The following is a 13,152-nucleotide window of genomic DNA, read 5'->3' on the forward strand; positions in this document are numbered from 1 at the left end:
ATGGCAATTCGTAAATTTAAACCTTATACACCTGGCACTAGGCAGAGAGTAGTTACTGACTTTAGTGAAATAACAAGTGCAAAACCTGAAAGATCACTAATAGTTTCAAAACATAGAGTTAAAGGTAGGAATAATCGTGGAGTTATTACTTGTCGTCATCGTGGTGGTGGTCACAAAAGGCAATATAGATTAGTCGACTTTAGAAGAGATAAAAGAAACATTAACGCTAAAATTGCAGCTATACACTACGATCCTCACAGAAATGCAAGGTTGGCACTTTTATTCTATGAAGATGGGGAAAAAAGATATATTATCGCGCCAGCAGGAGTAAAAGTCGGACAAAATGTTATTTCCGGAGAAAATGTTCCAATTGAAGACGGAAATGCAATGCCACTTTCTGTTATGCCATTGGGATCTAGTGTTCATTGTGTAGAGTTATATGCAGGTAGGGGTGCTCAGATGGTTAGATCCGCAGGAGCTAGTGCTCAAGTTATGGCAAAAGAGGGAGATTATGTTGCTTTAAAACTCCCATCTACTGAGGTAAGACTTGTAAGAAAAGAATGCTATGCAACTCTTGGAGAAGTTGGTAATTCTGAAATAAGAAATACTAGCTTAGGTAAAGCAGGAAGAAGAAGATGGCTTGGAAGAAGGCCTCAAGTAAGAGGTAGTGTCATGAACCCATGTGATCATCCACATGGAGGAGGAGAGGGAAAAGCGCCAATTGGTAGAGCAGGTCCAGTTACTCCCTGGGGTAAACCCGCTCTTGGATTAAAGACACGTAAAAAGAACAAACCAAGTAATAAATTAGTAGTTCGAAGACGTCGTCGAGTTTCTAAGAGGAGTAGAGGAGGAAGAGACTCTTGATTACTTCATCTATTATTTCAATTTCTATTACATAATCATGGGACGTTCACTAAAAAAAGGACCTTTTATAGCAGATAGCTTGCTCAAGAAGGTAGAAAAACAAAATACTGATAATGACAAGTCTGTTATCAAAACTTGGTCGAGATCTTCTACGATTTTACCTTTAATGATCGGTCACACAATCGCTGTACATAATGGCAAGACTCACATTCCAGTATTTATTACTGAACAAATGATTGGTCATAAACTCGGTGAATTTGCTCCTACGCGCACTTACCGAGGTCATATAAGAGATAAGAAAGGAGCAAAATCATGACAAAAACACCTGAAACACAAAAAAAAGCCGTTGCACATGGGAATTATGTTCGCGGATCAGCCTCTAAAGTAAGAAGAGTTTTGGATCAGATAAGGGGTAGGTCTTATAGAGATGCATTGATTATGTTGGAATTTATGCCTTACAGATCTACAGACCCTATTACTAAAGTTCTAAGATCAGCGGTCGCCAATGCAGAACACAACCTTGGAATGGATCCATCTACTTTAGTGATTTCTTCTGCATGGGCTAATAATGGTCCTGTAATGAAAAGGTATAGGCCCAGAGCTCAAGGTCGAGCTTTTTCAATTAAAAAACAGACTTGCCACATAAGTATTTCTGTAGAATCTGCTCCTATTCAAACTAATGCGGAGGTACAAAACTAATGGGACACAAAATACATCCTTCTGGACTGAGATTAGGAATTACACAAGAGCATCGCTCTAAGTGGTTTGCTACTTCTAAAACATATCCAATTCTTCTCCAAGAGGATTTCAAAATTCGTACTTTCATACAAAAAAAATATGGAGCAGCGGGTATTAGCGATGTTTTAATAGCTAGAAAAGCTGACCAACTTGAACTTGAATTAAAAACAGCAAGACCAGGAGTTATAGTTGGTAGACAAGGGAGTGGTATTGAAGAGTTAAGATCTGGCATTCAAAAAACTATAGGGGATAGGACAAGACAAGTCAGAATAAACGTTGTTGAAGTTGAACGCGTAGATGCCGATGCTTTTTTACTAGCTGAATATATCGCGCAACAACTAGAAAAAAGGGTTGCCTTTAGAAGAACTATAAGGATGGCCTTACAAAGGGCTCAAAGGGCTGGGGTCTTAGGTCTTAAAATTCAAGTAGGGGGAAGGTTGAATGGTGCTGAAATAGCTAGAACTGAATGGACGAGAGAAGGTAGAGTACCATTACATACTTTGAGAGCTGAAATTGACTATGCAACACGTGAAGCTAATACAACTTACGGTGTCCTCGGCATTAAAGTTTGGGTTTTTAAGGGTGAAGTTCTCCCTAAAGAAGAACAAACTATCCCTGTGGGTGCGAGCCCTAAAAGGAAAGCTAGTAGAAGACCTCAGCAATTTGAGGATCGTTCAAATGAGAATTCATAGGAGGTATAAAAATGCTTAGTCCAAAACGTACTAAATTCCGCAAACAACATAGAGGCAGAATGAGAGGGGTAGCCTCAAAAGGTAATACTATCGCATTTGGTCAATTTGCTCTCCAAGCTCAAGACTGTGGATGGGTAACTGCACGTCAGATTGAAGCAAGTAGAAGAGCTATGACAAGATATATCAAACGTGGTGGTCAAATCTGGATAAGAATATTTCCTGATAAACCTGTAACCATGAGACCTGCTGAAACTCGAATGGGTTCAGGTAAAGGTAATCCAGAGTTCTGGGTCGCAGTTGTAAAACCTGGAAGAATACTATTTGAAATGGGTGGTGAGGATATCACTGAGGAAATTGCAAAGGAAGCTATGCGTCTTGCTCAGTACAAACTGCCAGTAAAAACTAAATTTATCTCCATTCAAAAAAATCTAGAAGATTCCTCCCAAGAAAATACAAAAAATAGTAAAAAATCTCAAGAGGAGGTTAAACAATGAAAAACTCAGAGTCTCTTAAAGAATTTAAAAAATTAAATTCTGATCAAATTACCGAAAAGATTGACCAATTACGAAAAGATCTTTTTGATTTGAGATTCAAGCAAGCTACTAGACAGCTCAATGAAACTCATAAATTTAAAATCATCAAGAAACAAGTTGCGCAATTACTAACTCTCAGTAAGAGTCAATCTGCTTCTAAAACTACTTCTGATTAATTATTAGTTATGGCACTTAAAGAAAGAATTGGTACTGTTGTCAGCGACAAAATGGATAAAACAGTTGTTGTTGCTGTTATTAACAGATTTCCACATCCCACTTATAAAAAAATTGTAAGTAGAACTACACGGTACAAGGCTCATGACCCTGAAAATACATGTGTCTTAGGTGATCGAGTTAAAATTAGAGAAACTAGACCGCTAAGCGCTCACAAAAGATGGGCAATAGAAGAGATTCTCAATAAAACAAGTCAGGCTAAGGAGGTTAAAAAATGATTCAACAAGAAACTTATTTAACAGTTGCTGATAATAGCGGAGCTAAAAGACTTCAATGTATAAGAGTTTTAGGCTCTAATAGAAGGTATGCACATGTTGGGGATGTAATCGTAGCAACTGTAAAAGATGCTCTTCCTAATATGGGAGTTAAGAAATCTGAAGTTGTTAAAGCTGTTATCGTCAGAACTAAAGCAACATTAAGAAGAAATACTGGTAATTCAATCAGATTTGATGACAATGCTGCAGTATTAATTAATGAAGATAAGAATCCAAAAGGTACTAGAGTCTTTGGTCCTGTAGCCAGAGAACTGCGGGATAAAAATTATACAAAGATTGTTTCTCTTGCTCCGGAGGTGATTTAAATGTTGGATTCATTAAAACAAAAGAAAAATTTTCATAGAATAAAAATGAGAATCAAAACTGGAGATTTAGTAAAAGTAATTAATGGCAAGGACAAAGGGAAAACTGGTGAGGTTTTAAAAACTATCCCTCTTGAAAATAGAGTAGTAGTTAAGGGAATTAATCTTAGGACTAAACACGTAAAACCAACTCAGGAAGGAGAAACTGGAAGAATACTTACTGAAGAAGCCTCTTTACATGCATCAAATGTAATGTTCTTTTCAAAAGATAAAAATCTTATAAGTAAGATTGAATACTTTATTGATAAAGAGGGGGTTAAGAAGAGAAGATTGAAGAAAACTGGTGAAGTAATTGATTAATTTTTCATCAGAAACTAGATTTCAACTTTTTCTAATTTATCAATTCTGACAAAGACCAGAATTAACAAAAAATTATGACTCTAAAAAATCGCTACAAAGAATCAATTAGACCAAAACTTTTAAAAGACCTTGGTCTTAAAAATATTCATCAAGTACCTAAAGTTGTCAAAGTCAACGTTAACAGAGGTCTTGGTGAGGCAGCTTCAAATTCGAAAGCTCTAGAAGCCTCTTTAAATGAAATGGCAACAATTACAGGACAAAAGGCCTTAGTAACTAGGGCCAAAAAAGCTATCGCGGGTTTTAAAATTCGTGAAGGCATGCCGATTGGTTGTACTGTAACTTTAAGAGGAGACAGGATGTATTCCTTTTTGGAGAGATTTATAAATCTAGCTTTACCAAGAATAAGAGACTTTAGAGGAGTGAATCCAAAAAGTTTTGATGGGAGAGGGAATTACACCGTTGGTGTGAAAGAGCAATTGATTTTTCCTGAAATCTCTTTTGACAAAATAGATTCAATAAGAGGTATGGATATAACTATTGTCACTAGTGCAAAATCAGATCAAGAAGGTAAAGCTCTTTTGCAGGAGTTAGGAATGCCTTTTAGTAAGAATTAAATTAAAACTATGTCAAATCACGATCCTATTTCAGATATGCTAACTCGAATTAGAAATGCGAGTCAGAAAAAGCATACAACCACAACAATTCCAGGTTCAAAAATGTCCTTAAGTATCGCTAAAGTGCTTCAAAAAGAGGGGTTCATTTCTGATATTAATGAGGAAGGTGAAGGTTATAAATCACAAATAATACTTGGCCTCAAATATAGTGGTAAAAACAAATTTCCTACTATCCGATCTATGCAAAGAGTAAGTAAACCTGGTTTGAGAATTTATAAAAATACTAGAGGTTTACCAAAAGTTCTTGGAGGTCTCGGAGTTGCCATAATTTCAACTTCTAAAGGCGTCATGAGTGATCGCGATGCTAGGAAGCAAGGTATTGGCGGTGAAGTCCTCTGCTATGTTTACTAAGGAGATTTAATCATGTCAAGAATTGGAAAAACACCAGTACTTATTCCAGATAAAGTTACAGTTGATTTTGATGGATTAACAGTGACTGTGAAAGGCCCTAAGGGTGAGTTAAAACGTCACATGCCTGAGGGAGTTAGTTTTGATAAGAAAGATAATACTATTATCGTAAGTCCTAGTACAACCAAACTATACTCAAGACAGAGACATGGTTTATGTAGAGCCTTAATTGCAAATATGGTTGAAGGGGTTACTCAAGGTTTTTCAAAGAAACTAGAAATTGTTGGCGTTGGATCAAGAGCACAAGTAAAAGGTAAAAATCTAGTTGTAAGTGCAGGATATAGTCATCCTGTAGAAATGATCCCCCCTGATGGTATAACATACAAAGTTGAGAGTAATACAAACGTTACCGTATCTGGAATTGATAAAGAAATTGTTGGCAATGAAGCGGCAAAAATCAGATCAATTAGACCCCCAGAACCATATAAAGGTAAAGGAATTAAATACCATGATGAGAGAATTCTCAGAAAAGCTGGTAAATCTGGCAAAAAATAATTCCAATTAAAAAAATGACCAAACTTTCCAGGAAATTACAAACCCAAAAAAGACATAGAAGATTAAGGAGATTCTTAATTGGAGATGCAACGCGTCCAAGATTGTCTGTTTTTCGATCTAATAACCATATTTATGCCCAGGTTATAGACGATAGCGCTCAAAAAACTATTTGCTCAGCTTCAACTGTTGATAAGGAACTAAGAGAAAAATCTGAAAAATTACCTTCTGATTGTAATTCTTCTTCAATTGTTGGCAAATTACTTGCAAAGAGAGCGATAAAAAAAGGTATTAAGCAAGTGATTTTTGACCGTGGAGGTAATTTATATCACGGTAGAGTAAAGGCACTTGCAGACGCTGCTCGTGAAGCCGGCCTAGAATTTTAACCCTTAATTTTTACTATGACTGACACTCCAACAAAACAAGAAATTGAGTCCAAGAACGATAATGTTCCTGCAGCTATGCCTGTAGAACAAAAAAAGAATAATCGTAATGATCGAAAAAAAAATAGAAGAGGTGATTCAAAAAATCTAGATAGAGATTCTGATTGGCAAGAAAGAGTTGTTCAAATAAGACGCGTATCTAAAACTGTTAAAGGTGGAAAAAAAATGAGTTTTAGAGCAATTGTTGTTGTTGGTAATGAGAAAGGACAAGTTGGAGTTGGAGTTGGTAAAGCTGGAGATGTCATTGGTGCTGTTAGAAAAGGAGTTTCAGATGGTAAAAAAAATCTTGTTAGGGTTCCGTTAACTCCAAACAATTCAATACCAACCTTATCTAAAGGTAGAGATGGTGCAGCTAATGTACTTATTAGACCAGCAGCTCCAGGTACAGGCGTAATAGCTGGCGGTTCAATTAGAACAGTTTTAGAATTAGCAGGAATTAAAAATGTTTTAGCAAAAAGATTAGGTAGTAAAACACCTTTAAATAATGCAAGAGCTGCCATGGTAGCTCTCTCTCAATTAAGAACACACAAATCTGCCTCAAGAGAGAGAGGAATCTCACTCGAACAACTCTATTCTTAAAAATTATGACCTCAACATTAAATACACTTAAACCAAACTCTGGCTCTAGGAAGAAAAAATTAAGAAAGGGTAGAGGTATTGCTGCTGGGCAGGGTGCTTCTTGCGGATTTGGAATGAGAGGCCAAAAGTCGCGTTCTGGTAGACCTACAAGACCAGGTTTTGAAGGTGGACAAATGCCCTTATATAGAAGAGTTCCAAAATTAAAGCACTTTGAAATAATTAATCAAAAAAACTTTTCAATCATTAATTTAGATAAATTAAATAATTTTAAAGATAACGATACTGTTAACCTTGATTCACTAGTGAAAAAAGGACTTATTTTTAAGCCAAAGTTTCCTTTGAAAATTCTTGGTAATGGTGAAGTTAATGCAAAGCTAACAGTCCAAGCTCATGCATTCACAAAAGTTGCAAAACAAAAAATTGAAGATGCAGGTGGAACTTGCGAGCTTTTAAATAAAAAATAAATTTATTCAAAAATTTAGTTAAGCTTTAAAATGTTTGTTAACAAAAGTCGAAATCCTAGCGCTTCTGAAATACTTTCTCAATTATTTTTAAATAAAGAGCTAAGGAGTAGAGTTTTAACAACTCTAGGTCTCCTTCTTTTAGTAAGACTTGGCATCTATATTCCTATGCCTGGTATTGATAGGGTTGCTTTTAAGAGTTTCATAGATCAAGGCGGTCAATTAATTGGCTTTTTAGACATTTTTACTGGTGGGGGAATTTCGACACTTGGAATTTTTGCTTTAGGTATCCTTCCTTTTATAAACGCATCAATTATTATTCAGCTTCTTACAGCTTCATTACCTGTTCTTGAAGATTTGCAAAAAAATGAGGGAGAAGCGGGTAGAAGGAAAATAGCGCAAATAACTAGATATGTTTCTTTAGGATGGGGGCTTCTACAGAGTATTATTTTTTCTTTAATCCTTCGTCAATATGCAATTCAAGGTATTAGCGAAACCACATTTGTTTTGCAAACTTCCATCGCCTTAGTTACTGGCTCAATGTTAGTGATGTGGTTTAGTGAAATTATTACAGAGAAAGGGATAGGACAAGGAGCCTCATTGGTTATTTTTTTGAATATTGTCTCAACTTTGCCAAAGGCTTTAAGTTCAACCATTGAAAAAGCTCAAACTGGGGATAGAGGAGATGTTTTGGGCATCGCAGTTTTGCTTGGAGTGTTTTTACTTACAATTGTCGGGATAATATTTGTCCAGGAGGGGGCTAGACGTATTCCTATTGTTAGTGCAAAAAGGCAAATAGGAAATGCAACATTACTTCCTACAAGGCAAAGTTATTTACCTTTAAAGTTAAATGCAGGTGGAGTCATGCCGATTATATTCGCTTCTGCCTTAATTTTCTTACCCATAACAATTGCAAATGTTACTGGTAATCCAGTCCTAATCAAGTTAGCTAGTAGTTTAAATCCAGGATCCTCAAATCCATGGCCATATGCTCTTACTTTCTTCTCATTGATTTTGGGATTCTCTTATTTTTATGCATCCCTTACGATTAATCCAGTCGATGTGGCTTCAAATTTAAAAAAAGGGGGAGTAGCAATTCCAGGAGTTAGACCAGGAACTAATACAGCTAACTACTTATCAGGGATACAAAATAGGTTGACTTTATTAGGTGGATTATTTCTTGGTTCAGTAGCTATTATTCCTGCTGCAGTAGAGAGAGCGACAAATGTCCAAACTTTCCAAGGTTTAGGAGCAACTTCATTACTTATTCTTGTGGGTGTTGCTATTGATACTGCAAAGCAAATTCAAACTTATGTTATTTCTCAAAGATATGAGGGATTAATTAACAATTAATGAAAAAACATTTACTATTTTTAGGCGCTCCTGGTGCTGGAAAAGGGACTCAGGCAGAATTACTTAGTAAAACCAACTCTTATTTGCATCTTTCCACAGGAGAATTATTAAGAAAAGAAATTGAAATGAATACTATTCTTGGTAGACAGGTAAAGGATGTAATTAATCGGGGCGAACTTGTCAGTGACGATCTCGTATTAAAAATAGTAAGGCAAAATTTAGATAAGGATAATAAAGGTTGGATTTTAGATGGCTACCCAAGAAATTTATCTCAAGCTAATTCATTGAATGAGGTTTTAATTGAAATAAATCAACCTTTAGAAGTAGTTTTTTACTTAGATATTCCAGAAGAAGTTCTTATTAAGCGTTTGCTTTTGAGAGGGAGAAAAGATGATACTGAAGAGACTATCAGAACAAGAGTTAACATTTATAAAAAAACAACAGAACCGTTGATTCAATATTTTAAGGATCTTGCTTTGCTGGAATATATTAATGCCGATAGAGATTTAAAAACCATTTCCTCTGATATCAAACAAAAAATGGCTTGACGATGATGTAGAATATAGTATCAATGTTTTATTTGTAAAACCCTTATGAAGGTCAGATCTTCAGTTAAAAAAATTAGCCCTGACGATCAGATCGTGAGGAGAAGAGGTAAAATCTATGTTATAAACAAGAAAAGACCTCGAAATAAACAGCGTCAGGGTTAAATTTCTACCCTTTAATTCAAACTTTTACTTACTCAAAACACGTGGCCAGGATTGCAGGAATTGACATACCTCGCGAAAAGCGAGTTGAAATTGCACTTACATACGTCTATGGAATTGGTTTGACAAGATCAAAGCAAATTCTTGCTAATACAGGTGTAAACCCAGATATTCGTGTCAAAGATCTTTCAGATTCTGATGTACAAAAACTTAGAGGTGCTTCAGAGGAATTTACATTAGAAGGAGATCTTAGAAGAAAAGAGGGAATGGCATTAAAACGTCTACAAGATATAGGTTGTGTGAGAGGAAGAAGACATAGAATGAGTCTTCCTGTAAGGGGCCAAAGAACTAGAACAAATGCAAGAACAAGAAGAGGTTCTAGAAAAACAGTTGCTGGTAGAAAAAAATAATTAACTAAATCTATTCACAAATTCTAGTATTTAATCAAAACAAAATGGCAGCTACAGTAAAAAAAACAGGTTCAAAGAAATCTAAACGAAATGTGCCTAATGGTGTGGTACATATTCAAAGCACATTTAATAACACTATTGTCTCAATTACTGATACTTCTGGTCATGTAATTTCTTGGTCTTCTGCAGGAGCCAGTGGATTTAAAGGTGCTCGTAAAGGTACACCATTTGCTGCTCAAACGGCTGCTGAAGCGGCGGCTAGGAGAGCGCTTGATCAAGGCATGAGACAAATAGAAGTCTTGGTTAGAGGACCAGGTTCAGGTAGGGAAACGGCCATAAGGGCTTTACAAGTGGCCGGTTTGGAAATAACTCTAATAAGAGATGTAACTCCATTACCTCATAATGGATGTAGAAGACCTAAACGGAGACGCGTTTAGGTTTTAAACTTCTCCATCAAAAAACCCCCCCCCCAAAAAAAACTTTTAACCTTATTTTTTTCCGTGTTGCAATACCAGATTGACAGAATCGACCATCAAATAGCAGATGATCGCTCCCAAACAGGAACTTTTTTAATTGGCCCTTTAGAAAGGGGACAAGCTACAACTTTGGGTAATTCGCTTCGAAGAGTCCTAATGGGAGGACTTGAAGGAAGTGCAGTGACTGCAGTTAGAATAGCAGGAATTAACCATGAATATGCAACTATTCCTGGTGTTAGAGAGGACGTTTTAGATATTCTTCTCAATTGTAAGCAACTATCAATTAATAGTTCTAATCCAGAGCTCGAAATTGGAAGGCTAGTTGCAAGTGGTCCAATGGAGGTGAAGGCTAATGATATTCAATTCTCATCTCAAGTTGAAATTGTTGATGGTGAAAAACCGATTGCAACTATTCAGGAGGGTCATAACTTAGAGTTAGAAATTCATGTTGAAAGAGGTGTGGGATATAGACCTGTCGACCGTAAAAATGAAGAGACAACTGCTATTGATTTACTTCAAATAGATGCTGTATTCATGCCAGTAAAGAGGGTTAATTTTACGATTGATGAAACTGCTGTAGCTGAGGGTGGAACTGGAAGAGAAAGATTAAAAATGGAAGTTGTAACAGATGGTTCAACAAGTCCTGATGATGCTATCGCTGAAGCAGCAAACCAGTTAATAGAACTCTTTCAACCACTTGCTACTGTAACAATGGTCGAGGAAATCCCTGAAGAACCTGAACCATCTCCTGAAGCTCAAATTCCTCTTGAGGAACTAAACTTGTCCGTTAGAGCATATAATTGTCTAAAAAGAGCACAAGTTAACTCAGTCTCAGATTTAATGGGTTTTAGCTATGAAGATCTGCTTGAGATTAAGAACTTTGGCTCTAAATCTGCAGATGAGGTTATTGAAGCCCTTGAGCGGATAGGAATTTCTATTCCACAAAGCCGAACTTCTGTTTAACATTTTTTAAGATTATGAGACACCAACTAAGAATTCCATTATTAAGTAAACCTGCTGACCAGAGGAAAGCACTTTTAAGAGGTTTAACTACACAACTAATTCGGGAAGGTCGAGTAACAACAACAAAAGCTAGAGCAAAAGCCTTAAGAAACGAAGCCGAAAGGATGATTTCTCTTGCAAAAGATGGTAGTTTGGCCTCTAGAAGAAGGGCTATCGGTTATATTTATGATAAGAAACTAGTTCATTCATTATTTGAAAAAGCAAAAGAAAGATACGGAGATAGAAAAGGAGGTTATACACGCATAGTCAGAACAGTCTCAAGAAAAGGTGATAACGCCCAGATGGCTATTATTGAACTTGTTTAAGTTAATTATAAGATTAGCCTTCATTATAAATAACTTTTGAAAAGAGTAGCTTTACTTGTCCAATATATTGGGTCTAATTATTCTGGTTGGCAAAGACAAAAAAATGCAATTACAGTTCAAGAAATCATAGAAAAAGCTCTATTTAAGATTACAAATCATCTTGTAAAGACTTTTGCCGCAGGTAGAACTGATGCTGGTGTTCATGCATCAGGACAAGTAGTACATTTTGATATTGATTGTGTCATTCCAGGTAGTCGTTTTTCAGTTTTACTAAATAGTCTTTTACCATCAACAATTAGAATCTTGGAGTCTGTCGAAGTGAAAGATTGTTGGCATGCGTGCTATTCAGCAAAATATAGACATTATCGATATGTTATTAATAACAGTAAATTTACGAATGTTTTTATAAATAATTGGTCATGGCATAGGTACCAAAAAGTACTAGATGTGACTCTAATGTCAAATGCATCAAAGAGTATGGAAGGAGAACATGATTTTTTTGCTTTTCAGAAAAGTGGAAGCAATAGAGCAACTTCCATCACAAAAATAAAAAAAATAGATATTAAAAGATTAGAGGACTTGATCTTTATTGATATCAAAGCCACTGGTTTTCTCTATGGAATGGTTCGTTTAATTGTTGGTCAACTAGTGTTAGTTGGAGAAAAAAAAATATCGCCTGAAATTTTTAAAGATAGATGGGTAAAGAAAAAGAAAAATGATGTTAAAGAATCAGCTCCAGCAAAGGGTTTATGTTTTGTAAATGCTATTTATGAAGAAAATGTATTTAACAAGATTAATAAAAACGATTTTTTCCCATTATTTCTAATTAAGGGTTTTTCTTAACTAGACATAATTGCATTGAGTTATTTGTGAAATTTATCAAAATTATTGTTTAATACTCCTCCAATAAGGTAGAATTTAATACTAAATTTAAATTTATTTTAGATAAATTTGGTAAATGAATAGAACTATCACTCCGTCAGAAGAAACTATTGTAAGAAATTGGTTTTTAGTTGACGCAAAAGATAAGACACTTGGGAGACTTGCTACAGAAATTGCAACTGTTTTAAGAGGAAAAAATAAGCCAACATTTACACCTCATTTAGATACAGGCGATTTTGTAATTGTTGTGAATGCTGAAAAAGTTGAGGTAACGGGTAAAAAAGCTTCACAAAAGTTATATAGGAGACATTCTGGAAGACCAGGAGGTATGAAAGTTGAAAAATTTGAATCTCTCAAAGAGAGAATTCCTGAAAGAATCATTGAGCAAGCTGTTAAGGGGATGTTGCCACATAACTCTCTAGGAAGACAGCAATTTAAAAAGCTAAAAGTTTATAAGGGTGCTGATCATCCTCATGCTGCTCAAAATCCTGTATTATTAAATTGTTAATTTATTAAAATGAATAGTCAAATAAAAAACAAAGCTGTCTATTGGGGAACTGGAAGGAGAAAAACTTCAGTAGCAAGAGTTCGCTTAATTCCTGGAAATGGGCAAATTACAATTAATGGTCGATCAGGAGATAATTACTTAAACTTCAATCCTCTCCACTTAAATTCAATAAAAGCTCCTTTGCAAACACTAGGCTTAGAAAATTCTTATGACGTTTTAGTAAATGTTCATGGAGGTGGTTTGACGGGGCAGGCTGATGCTATTAAGCAAGGGGCAGCAAGGGCACTATGCGAATTATCTCCTGATAACAGGAAACCGCTTAAAACAGAAGGTCATCTAAGTAGAGACCCTAGAGCTAAGGAAAGAAGAAAATATGGTCTTAAAAAAGCCAGAAAAGCTCCACAATTCTCTAAACGTTAAAGAAATTATTATC

General features: G+C 35.7%; 25 protein-coding genes. All 25 read left to right on the forward strand.

All coding sequences use genetic code 11. The annotated features are described in order from the left end of the window. The 25 genes from rplB to rpsI all read left to right on the forward strand — a co-directional run bounded on the left by rplB (position 1) and on the right by rpsI (position 13,139). Positions 1 to 864 carry a 50S ribosomal protein L2 gene (gene rplB, locus JJ847_03250; GenBank protein MBO6959899.1) on the forward strand — a complete coding sequence of 288 codons (864 nt, stop codon included), beginning with the start codon at positions 1 to 3 and terminating at the stop codon, positions 862 to 864. Between the two features lie 37 nt (positions 865 to 901). After that, entirely contained in the window at positions 902 to 1,180 is a 279-nt protein-coding gene (rpsS, locus tag JJ847_03255; GenBank protein MBO6959900.1) for a 30S ribosomal protein S19, read from the forward strand. Next, complete coding sequence (gene rplV / locus JJ847_03260) at positions 1,177 to 1,563, forward strand: 50S ribosomal protein L22 (GenBank protein ID MBO6959901.1); 387 nt, start codon at positions 1,177 to 1,179, stop codon at positions 1,561 to 1,563. Before rpsS ends, rplV begins: the two co-directional genes overlap by 4 nt. After that, complete coding sequence (gene rpsC / locus JJ847_03265) at positions 1,563 to 2,294, forward strand: 30S ribosomal protein S3 (GenBank protein MBO6959902.1); 732 nt, start codon at positions 1,563 to 1,565, stop codon at positions 2,292 to 2,294. Before rplV ends, rpsC begins: the two co-directional genes overlap by 1 nt. Before the next feature lie 11 nt (positions 2,295 to 2,305). After that, positions 2,306 to 2,788 carry a 50S ribosomal protein L16 gene (rplP, locus tag JJ847_03270; GenBank protein ID MBO6959903.1) on the forward strand — a complete coding sequence of 161 codons (483 nt, stop codon included), beginning with the start codon at positions 2,306 to 2,308 and terminating at the stop codon, positions 2,786 to 2,788. Then, positions 2,785 to 3,003, forward strand: coding sequence for a 50S ribosomal protein L29 (locus JJ847_03275; GenBank protein MBO6959904.1), 219 nt, complete (start codon positions 2,785 to 2,787; stop codon positions 3,001 to 3,003). The genes rplP and JJ847_03275 overlap by 4 nt, the downstream gene beginning before the upstream one ends. Before the next feature lie 9 nt (positions 3,004 to 3,012). After that, positions 3,013 to 3,279: a 30S ribosomal protein S17 gene (rpsQ, locus tag JJ847_03280; GenBank protein ID MBO6959905.1), complete on the forward strand. Its 267-nt coding sequence runs from the start codon at positions 3,013 to 3,015 to the stop codon at positions 3,277 to 3,279. Further along, positions 3,276 to 3,641 carry a 50S ribosomal protein L14 gene (rplN, locus tag JJ847_03285; GenBank protein MBO6959906.1) on the forward strand — a complete coding sequence of 122 codons (366 nt, stop codon included), beginning with the start codon at positions 3,276 to 3,278 and terminating at the stop codon, positions 3,639 to 3,641. The genes rpsQ and rplN overlap by 4 nt, the downstream gene beginning before the upstream one ends. After that, complete coding sequence (locus JJ847_03290) at positions 3,642 to 3,998, forward strand: 50S ribosomal protein L24 (GenBank protein MBO6959907.1); 357 nt, start codon at positions 3,642 to 3,644, stop codon at positions 3,996 to 3,998. It begins immediately after the preceding gene. A gap of 74 nt (positions 3,999 to 4,072) precedes the next feature. Next, positions 4,073 to 4,612 (forward strand): 50S ribosomal protein L5, encoded by a 540-nt coding sequence (gene rplE, locus JJ847_03295; protein MBO6959908.1) that lies wholly within the window; start codon positions 4,073 to 4,075, stop codon positions 4,610 to 4,612. 9 nt (positions 4,613 to 4,621) lie between these two features. After that, positions 4,622 to 5,023 (forward strand): 30S ribosomal protein S8, encoded by a 402-nt coding sequence (rpsH, locus tag JJ847_03300; GenBank protein MBO6959909.1) that lies wholly within the window; start codon positions 4,622 to 4,624, stop codon positions 5,021 to 5,023. 12 nt (positions 5,024 to 5,035) lie between these two features. Continuing rightward, positions 5,036 to 5,575 carry a 50S ribosomal protein L6 gene (rplF, locus tag JJ847_03305; protein ID MBO6959910.1) on the forward strand — a complete coding sequence of 180 codons (540 nt, stop codon included), beginning with the start codon at positions 5,036 to 5,038 and terminating at the stop codon, positions 5,573 to 5,575. 14 nt (positions 5,576 to 5,589) lie between these two features. After that, the gene (locus JJ847_03310; protein ID MBO6959911.1) at positions 5,590 to 5,958 is read left to right on the forward strand and encodes a 50S ribosomal protein L18; all 369 of its coding nucleotides are present in this window, start codon (positions 5,590 to 5,592) and stop codon (positions 5,956 to 5,958) included. Positions 5,959 to 5,973: 15 nt separating this feature from the next. Further along, positions 5,974 to 6,594, forward strand: coding sequence for a 30S ribosomal protein S5 (gene rpsE / locus JJ847_03315; GenBank protein ID MBO6959912.1), 621 nt, complete (start codon positions 5,974 to 5,976; stop codon positions 6,592 to 6,594). Positions 6,595 to 6,599: 5 nt separating this feature from the next. Next, complete coding sequence (locus JJ847_03320) at positions 6,600 to 7,058, forward strand: 50S ribosomal protein L15 (protein MBO6959913.1); 459 nt, start codon at positions 6,600 to 6,602, stop codon at positions 7,056 to 7,058. A 30-nt stretch (positions 7,059 to 7,088) separates the two neighbouring features. Beyond that, positions 7,089 to 8,408: a preprotein translocase subunit SecY gene (secY, locus tag JJ847_03325; protein MBO6959914.1), complete on the forward strand. Its 1,320-nt coding sequence runs from the start codon at positions 7,089 to 7,091 to the stop codon at positions 8,406 to 8,408. Continuing rightward, positions 8,408 to 8,956 carry an adenylate kinase gene (locus tag JJ847_03330; protein ID MBO6959915.1) on the forward strand — a complete coding sequence of 183 codons (549 nt, stop codon included), beginning with the start codon at positions 8,408 to 8,410 and terminating at the stop codon, positions 8,954 to 8,956. The genes secY and JJ847_03330 overlap by 1 nt, the downstream gene beginning before the upstream one ends. A 45-nt stretch (positions 8,957 to 9,001) precedes the next feature. Beyond that, a complete protein-coding gene (rpmJ, locus tag JJ847_03335) occupies positions 9,002 to 9,118 on the forward strand; it encodes a 50S ribosomal protein L36 (GenBank protein MBO6959916.1) in 117 nt (38 codons plus the stop codon). 41 nt (positions 9,119 to 9,159) lie between these two features. Then, positions 9,160 to 9,525, forward strand: coding sequence for a 30S ribosomal protein S13 (gene rpsM, locus JJ847_03340; GenBank protein ID MBO6959917.1), 366 nt, complete (start codon positions 9,160 to 9,162; stop codon positions 9,523 to 9,525). Positions 9,526 to 9,569: 44 nt separating this feature from the next. Then, complete coding sequence (gene rpsK, locus JJ847_03345) at positions 9,570 to 9,962, forward strand: 30S ribosomal protein S11 (GenBank protein MBO6959918.1); 393 nt, start codon at positions 9,570 to 9,572, stop codon at positions 9,960 to 9,962. A 63-nt stretch (positions 9,963 to 10,025) separates the two neighbouring features. Further along, positions 10,026 to 10,964: a DNA-directed RNA polymerase subunit alpha gene (locus JJ847_03350; protein ID MBO6959919.1), complete on the forward strand. Its 939-nt coding sequence runs from the start codon at positions 10,026 to 10,028 to the stop codon at positions 10,962 to 10,964. A gap of 14 nt (positions 10,965 to 10,978) precedes the next feature. Next, positions 10,979 to 11,329: a 50S ribosomal protein L17 gene (gene rplQ / locus JJ847_03355; GenBank protein MBO6959920.1), complete on the forward strand. Its 351-nt coding sequence runs from the start codon at positions 10,979 to 10,981 to the stop codon at positions 11,327 to 11,329. A 36-nt stretch (positions 11,330 to 11,365) separates the two neighbouring features. Then, entirely contained in the window at positions 11,366 to 12,172 is an 807-nt protein-coding gene (gene truA, locus JJ847_03360) for a tRNA pseudouridine(38-40) synthase TruA (GenBank protein ID MBO6959921.1), read from the forward strand. A gap of 115 nt (positions 12,173 to 12,287) precedes the next feature. Next, complete coding sequence (gene rplM / locus JJ847_03365) at positions 12,288 to 12,719, forward strand: 50S ribosomal protein L13 (GenBank protein MBO6959922.1); 432 nt, start codon at positions 12,288 to 12,290, stop codon at positions 12,717 to 12,719. Between the two features lie 9 nt (positions 12,720 to 12,728). Then, positions 12,729 to 13,139 carry a 30S ribosomal protein S9 gene (gene rpsI, locus JJ847_03370; protein ID MBO6959923.1) on the forward strand — a complete coding sequence of 137 codons (411 nt, stop codon included), beginning with the start codon at positions 12,729 to 12,731 and terminating at the stop codon, positions 13,137 to 13,139. Positions 13,140 to 13,152: the final 13 nt, after the last annotated feature.

It is taken from the genome of Prochlorococcus marinus CUG1438 (assembly GCA_017644325.1).
GTDB lineage: Bacteria > Cyanobacteriota > Cyanobacteriia > PCC-6307 > Cyanobiaceae > Prochlorococcus_A > Prochlorococcus_A marinus_AA.

What these genes read in the sequence shown, in the direction of transcription:
- rpsC (MBO6959902.1), top strand. Translation starts at nt 1,563, where the DNA reads ATGGGACACAAAATACATCCTTCTGGACTGAGATTAGGAATTACACAA.
- rplP (MBO6959903.1), top strand. Translation starts at nt 2,306, where the DNA reads ATGCTTAGTCCAAAACGTACTAAATTCCGCAAACAACATAGAGGCAGA.
- rplN (MBO6959906.1), top strand. Translation starts at nt 3,276, where the DNA reads ATGATTCAACAAGAAACTTATTTAACAGTTGCTGATAATAGCGGAGCT.
- rplQ (MBO6959920.1), top strand. Translation starts at nt 10,979, where the DNA reads ATGAGACACCAACTAAGAATTCCATTATTAAGTAAACCTGCTGACCAG.
- JJ847_03330 (MBO6959915.1), top strand. Translation starts at nt 8,408, where the DNA reads ATGAAAAAACATTTACTATTTTTAGGCGCTCCTGGTGCTGGAAAAGGG.
- rplB (MBO6959899.1), top strand. Translation starts at nt 1, where the DNA reads ATGGCAATTCGTAAATTTAAACCTTATACACCTGGCACTAGGCAGAGA.
- rpsI (MBO6959923.1), top strand. Translation starts at nt 12,729, where the DNA reads ATGAATAGTCAAATAAAAAACAAAGCTGTCTATTGGGGAACTGGAAGG.
- rpsK (MBO6959918.1), top strand. Translation starts at nt 9,570, where the DNA reads ATGGCAGCTACAGTAAAAAAAACAGGTTCAAAGAAATCTAAACGAAAT.
- rplE (MBO6959908.1), top strand. Translation starts at nt 4,073, where the DNA reads ATGACTCTAAAAAATCGCTACAAAGAATCAATTAGACCAAAACTTTTA.
- JJ847_03275 (MBO6959904.1), top strand. Translation starts at nt 2,785, where the DNA reads ATGAAAAACTCAGAGTCTCTTAAAGAATTTAAAAAATTAAATTCTGAT.
- rplF (MBO6959910.1), top strand. Translation starts at nt 5,036, where the DNA reads ATGTCAAGAATTGGAAAAACACCAGTACTTATTCCAGATAAAGTTACA.
- rpsS (MBO6959900.1), top strand. Translation starts at nt 902, where the DNA reads ATGGGACGTTCACTAAAAAAAGGACCTTTTATAGCAGATAGCTTGCTC.
- JJ847_03310 (MBO6959911.1), top strand. Translation starts at nt 5,590, where the DNA reads ATGACCAAACTTTCCAGGAAATTACAAACCCAAAAAAGACATAGAAGA.
- rplV (MBO6959901.1), top strand. Translation starts at nt 1,177, where the DNA reads ATGACAAAAACACCTGAAACACAAAAAAAAGCCGTTGCACATGGGAAT.
- secY (MBO6959914.1), top strand. Translation starts at nt 7,089, where the DNA reads ATGTTTGTTAACAAAAGTCGAAATCCTAGCGCTTCTGAAATACTTTCT.
- rpsQ (MBO6959905.1), top strand. Translation starts at nt 3,013, where the DNA reads ATGGCACTTAAAGAAAGAATTGGTACTGTTGTCAGCGACAAAATGGAT.
- rpsE (MBO6959912.1), top strand. Translation starts at nt 5,974, where the DNA reads ATGACTGACACTCCAACAAAACAAGAAATTGAGTCCAAGAACGATAAT.
- rpsH (MBO6959909.1), top strand. Translation starts at nt 4,622, where the DNA reads ATGTCAAATCACGATCCTATTTCAGATATGCTAACTCGAATTAGAAAT.
- rplM (MBO6959922.1), top strand. Translation starts at nt 12,288, where the DNA reads ATGAATAGAACTATCACTCCGTCAGAAGAAACTATTGTAAGAAATTGG.
- JJ847_03290 (MBO6959907.1), top strand. Translation starts at nt 3,642, where the DNA reads ATGTTGGATTCATTAAAACAAAAGAAAAATTTTCATAGAATAAAAATG.
- rpmJ (MBO6959916.1), top strand. Translation starts at nt 9,002, where the DNA reads ATGAAGGTCAGATCTTCAGTTAAAAAAATTAGCCCTGACGATCAGATC.
- JJ847_03320 (MBO6959913.1), top strand. Translation starts at nt 6,600, where the DNA reads ATGACCTCAACATTAAATACACTTAAACCAAACTCTGGCTCTAGGAAG.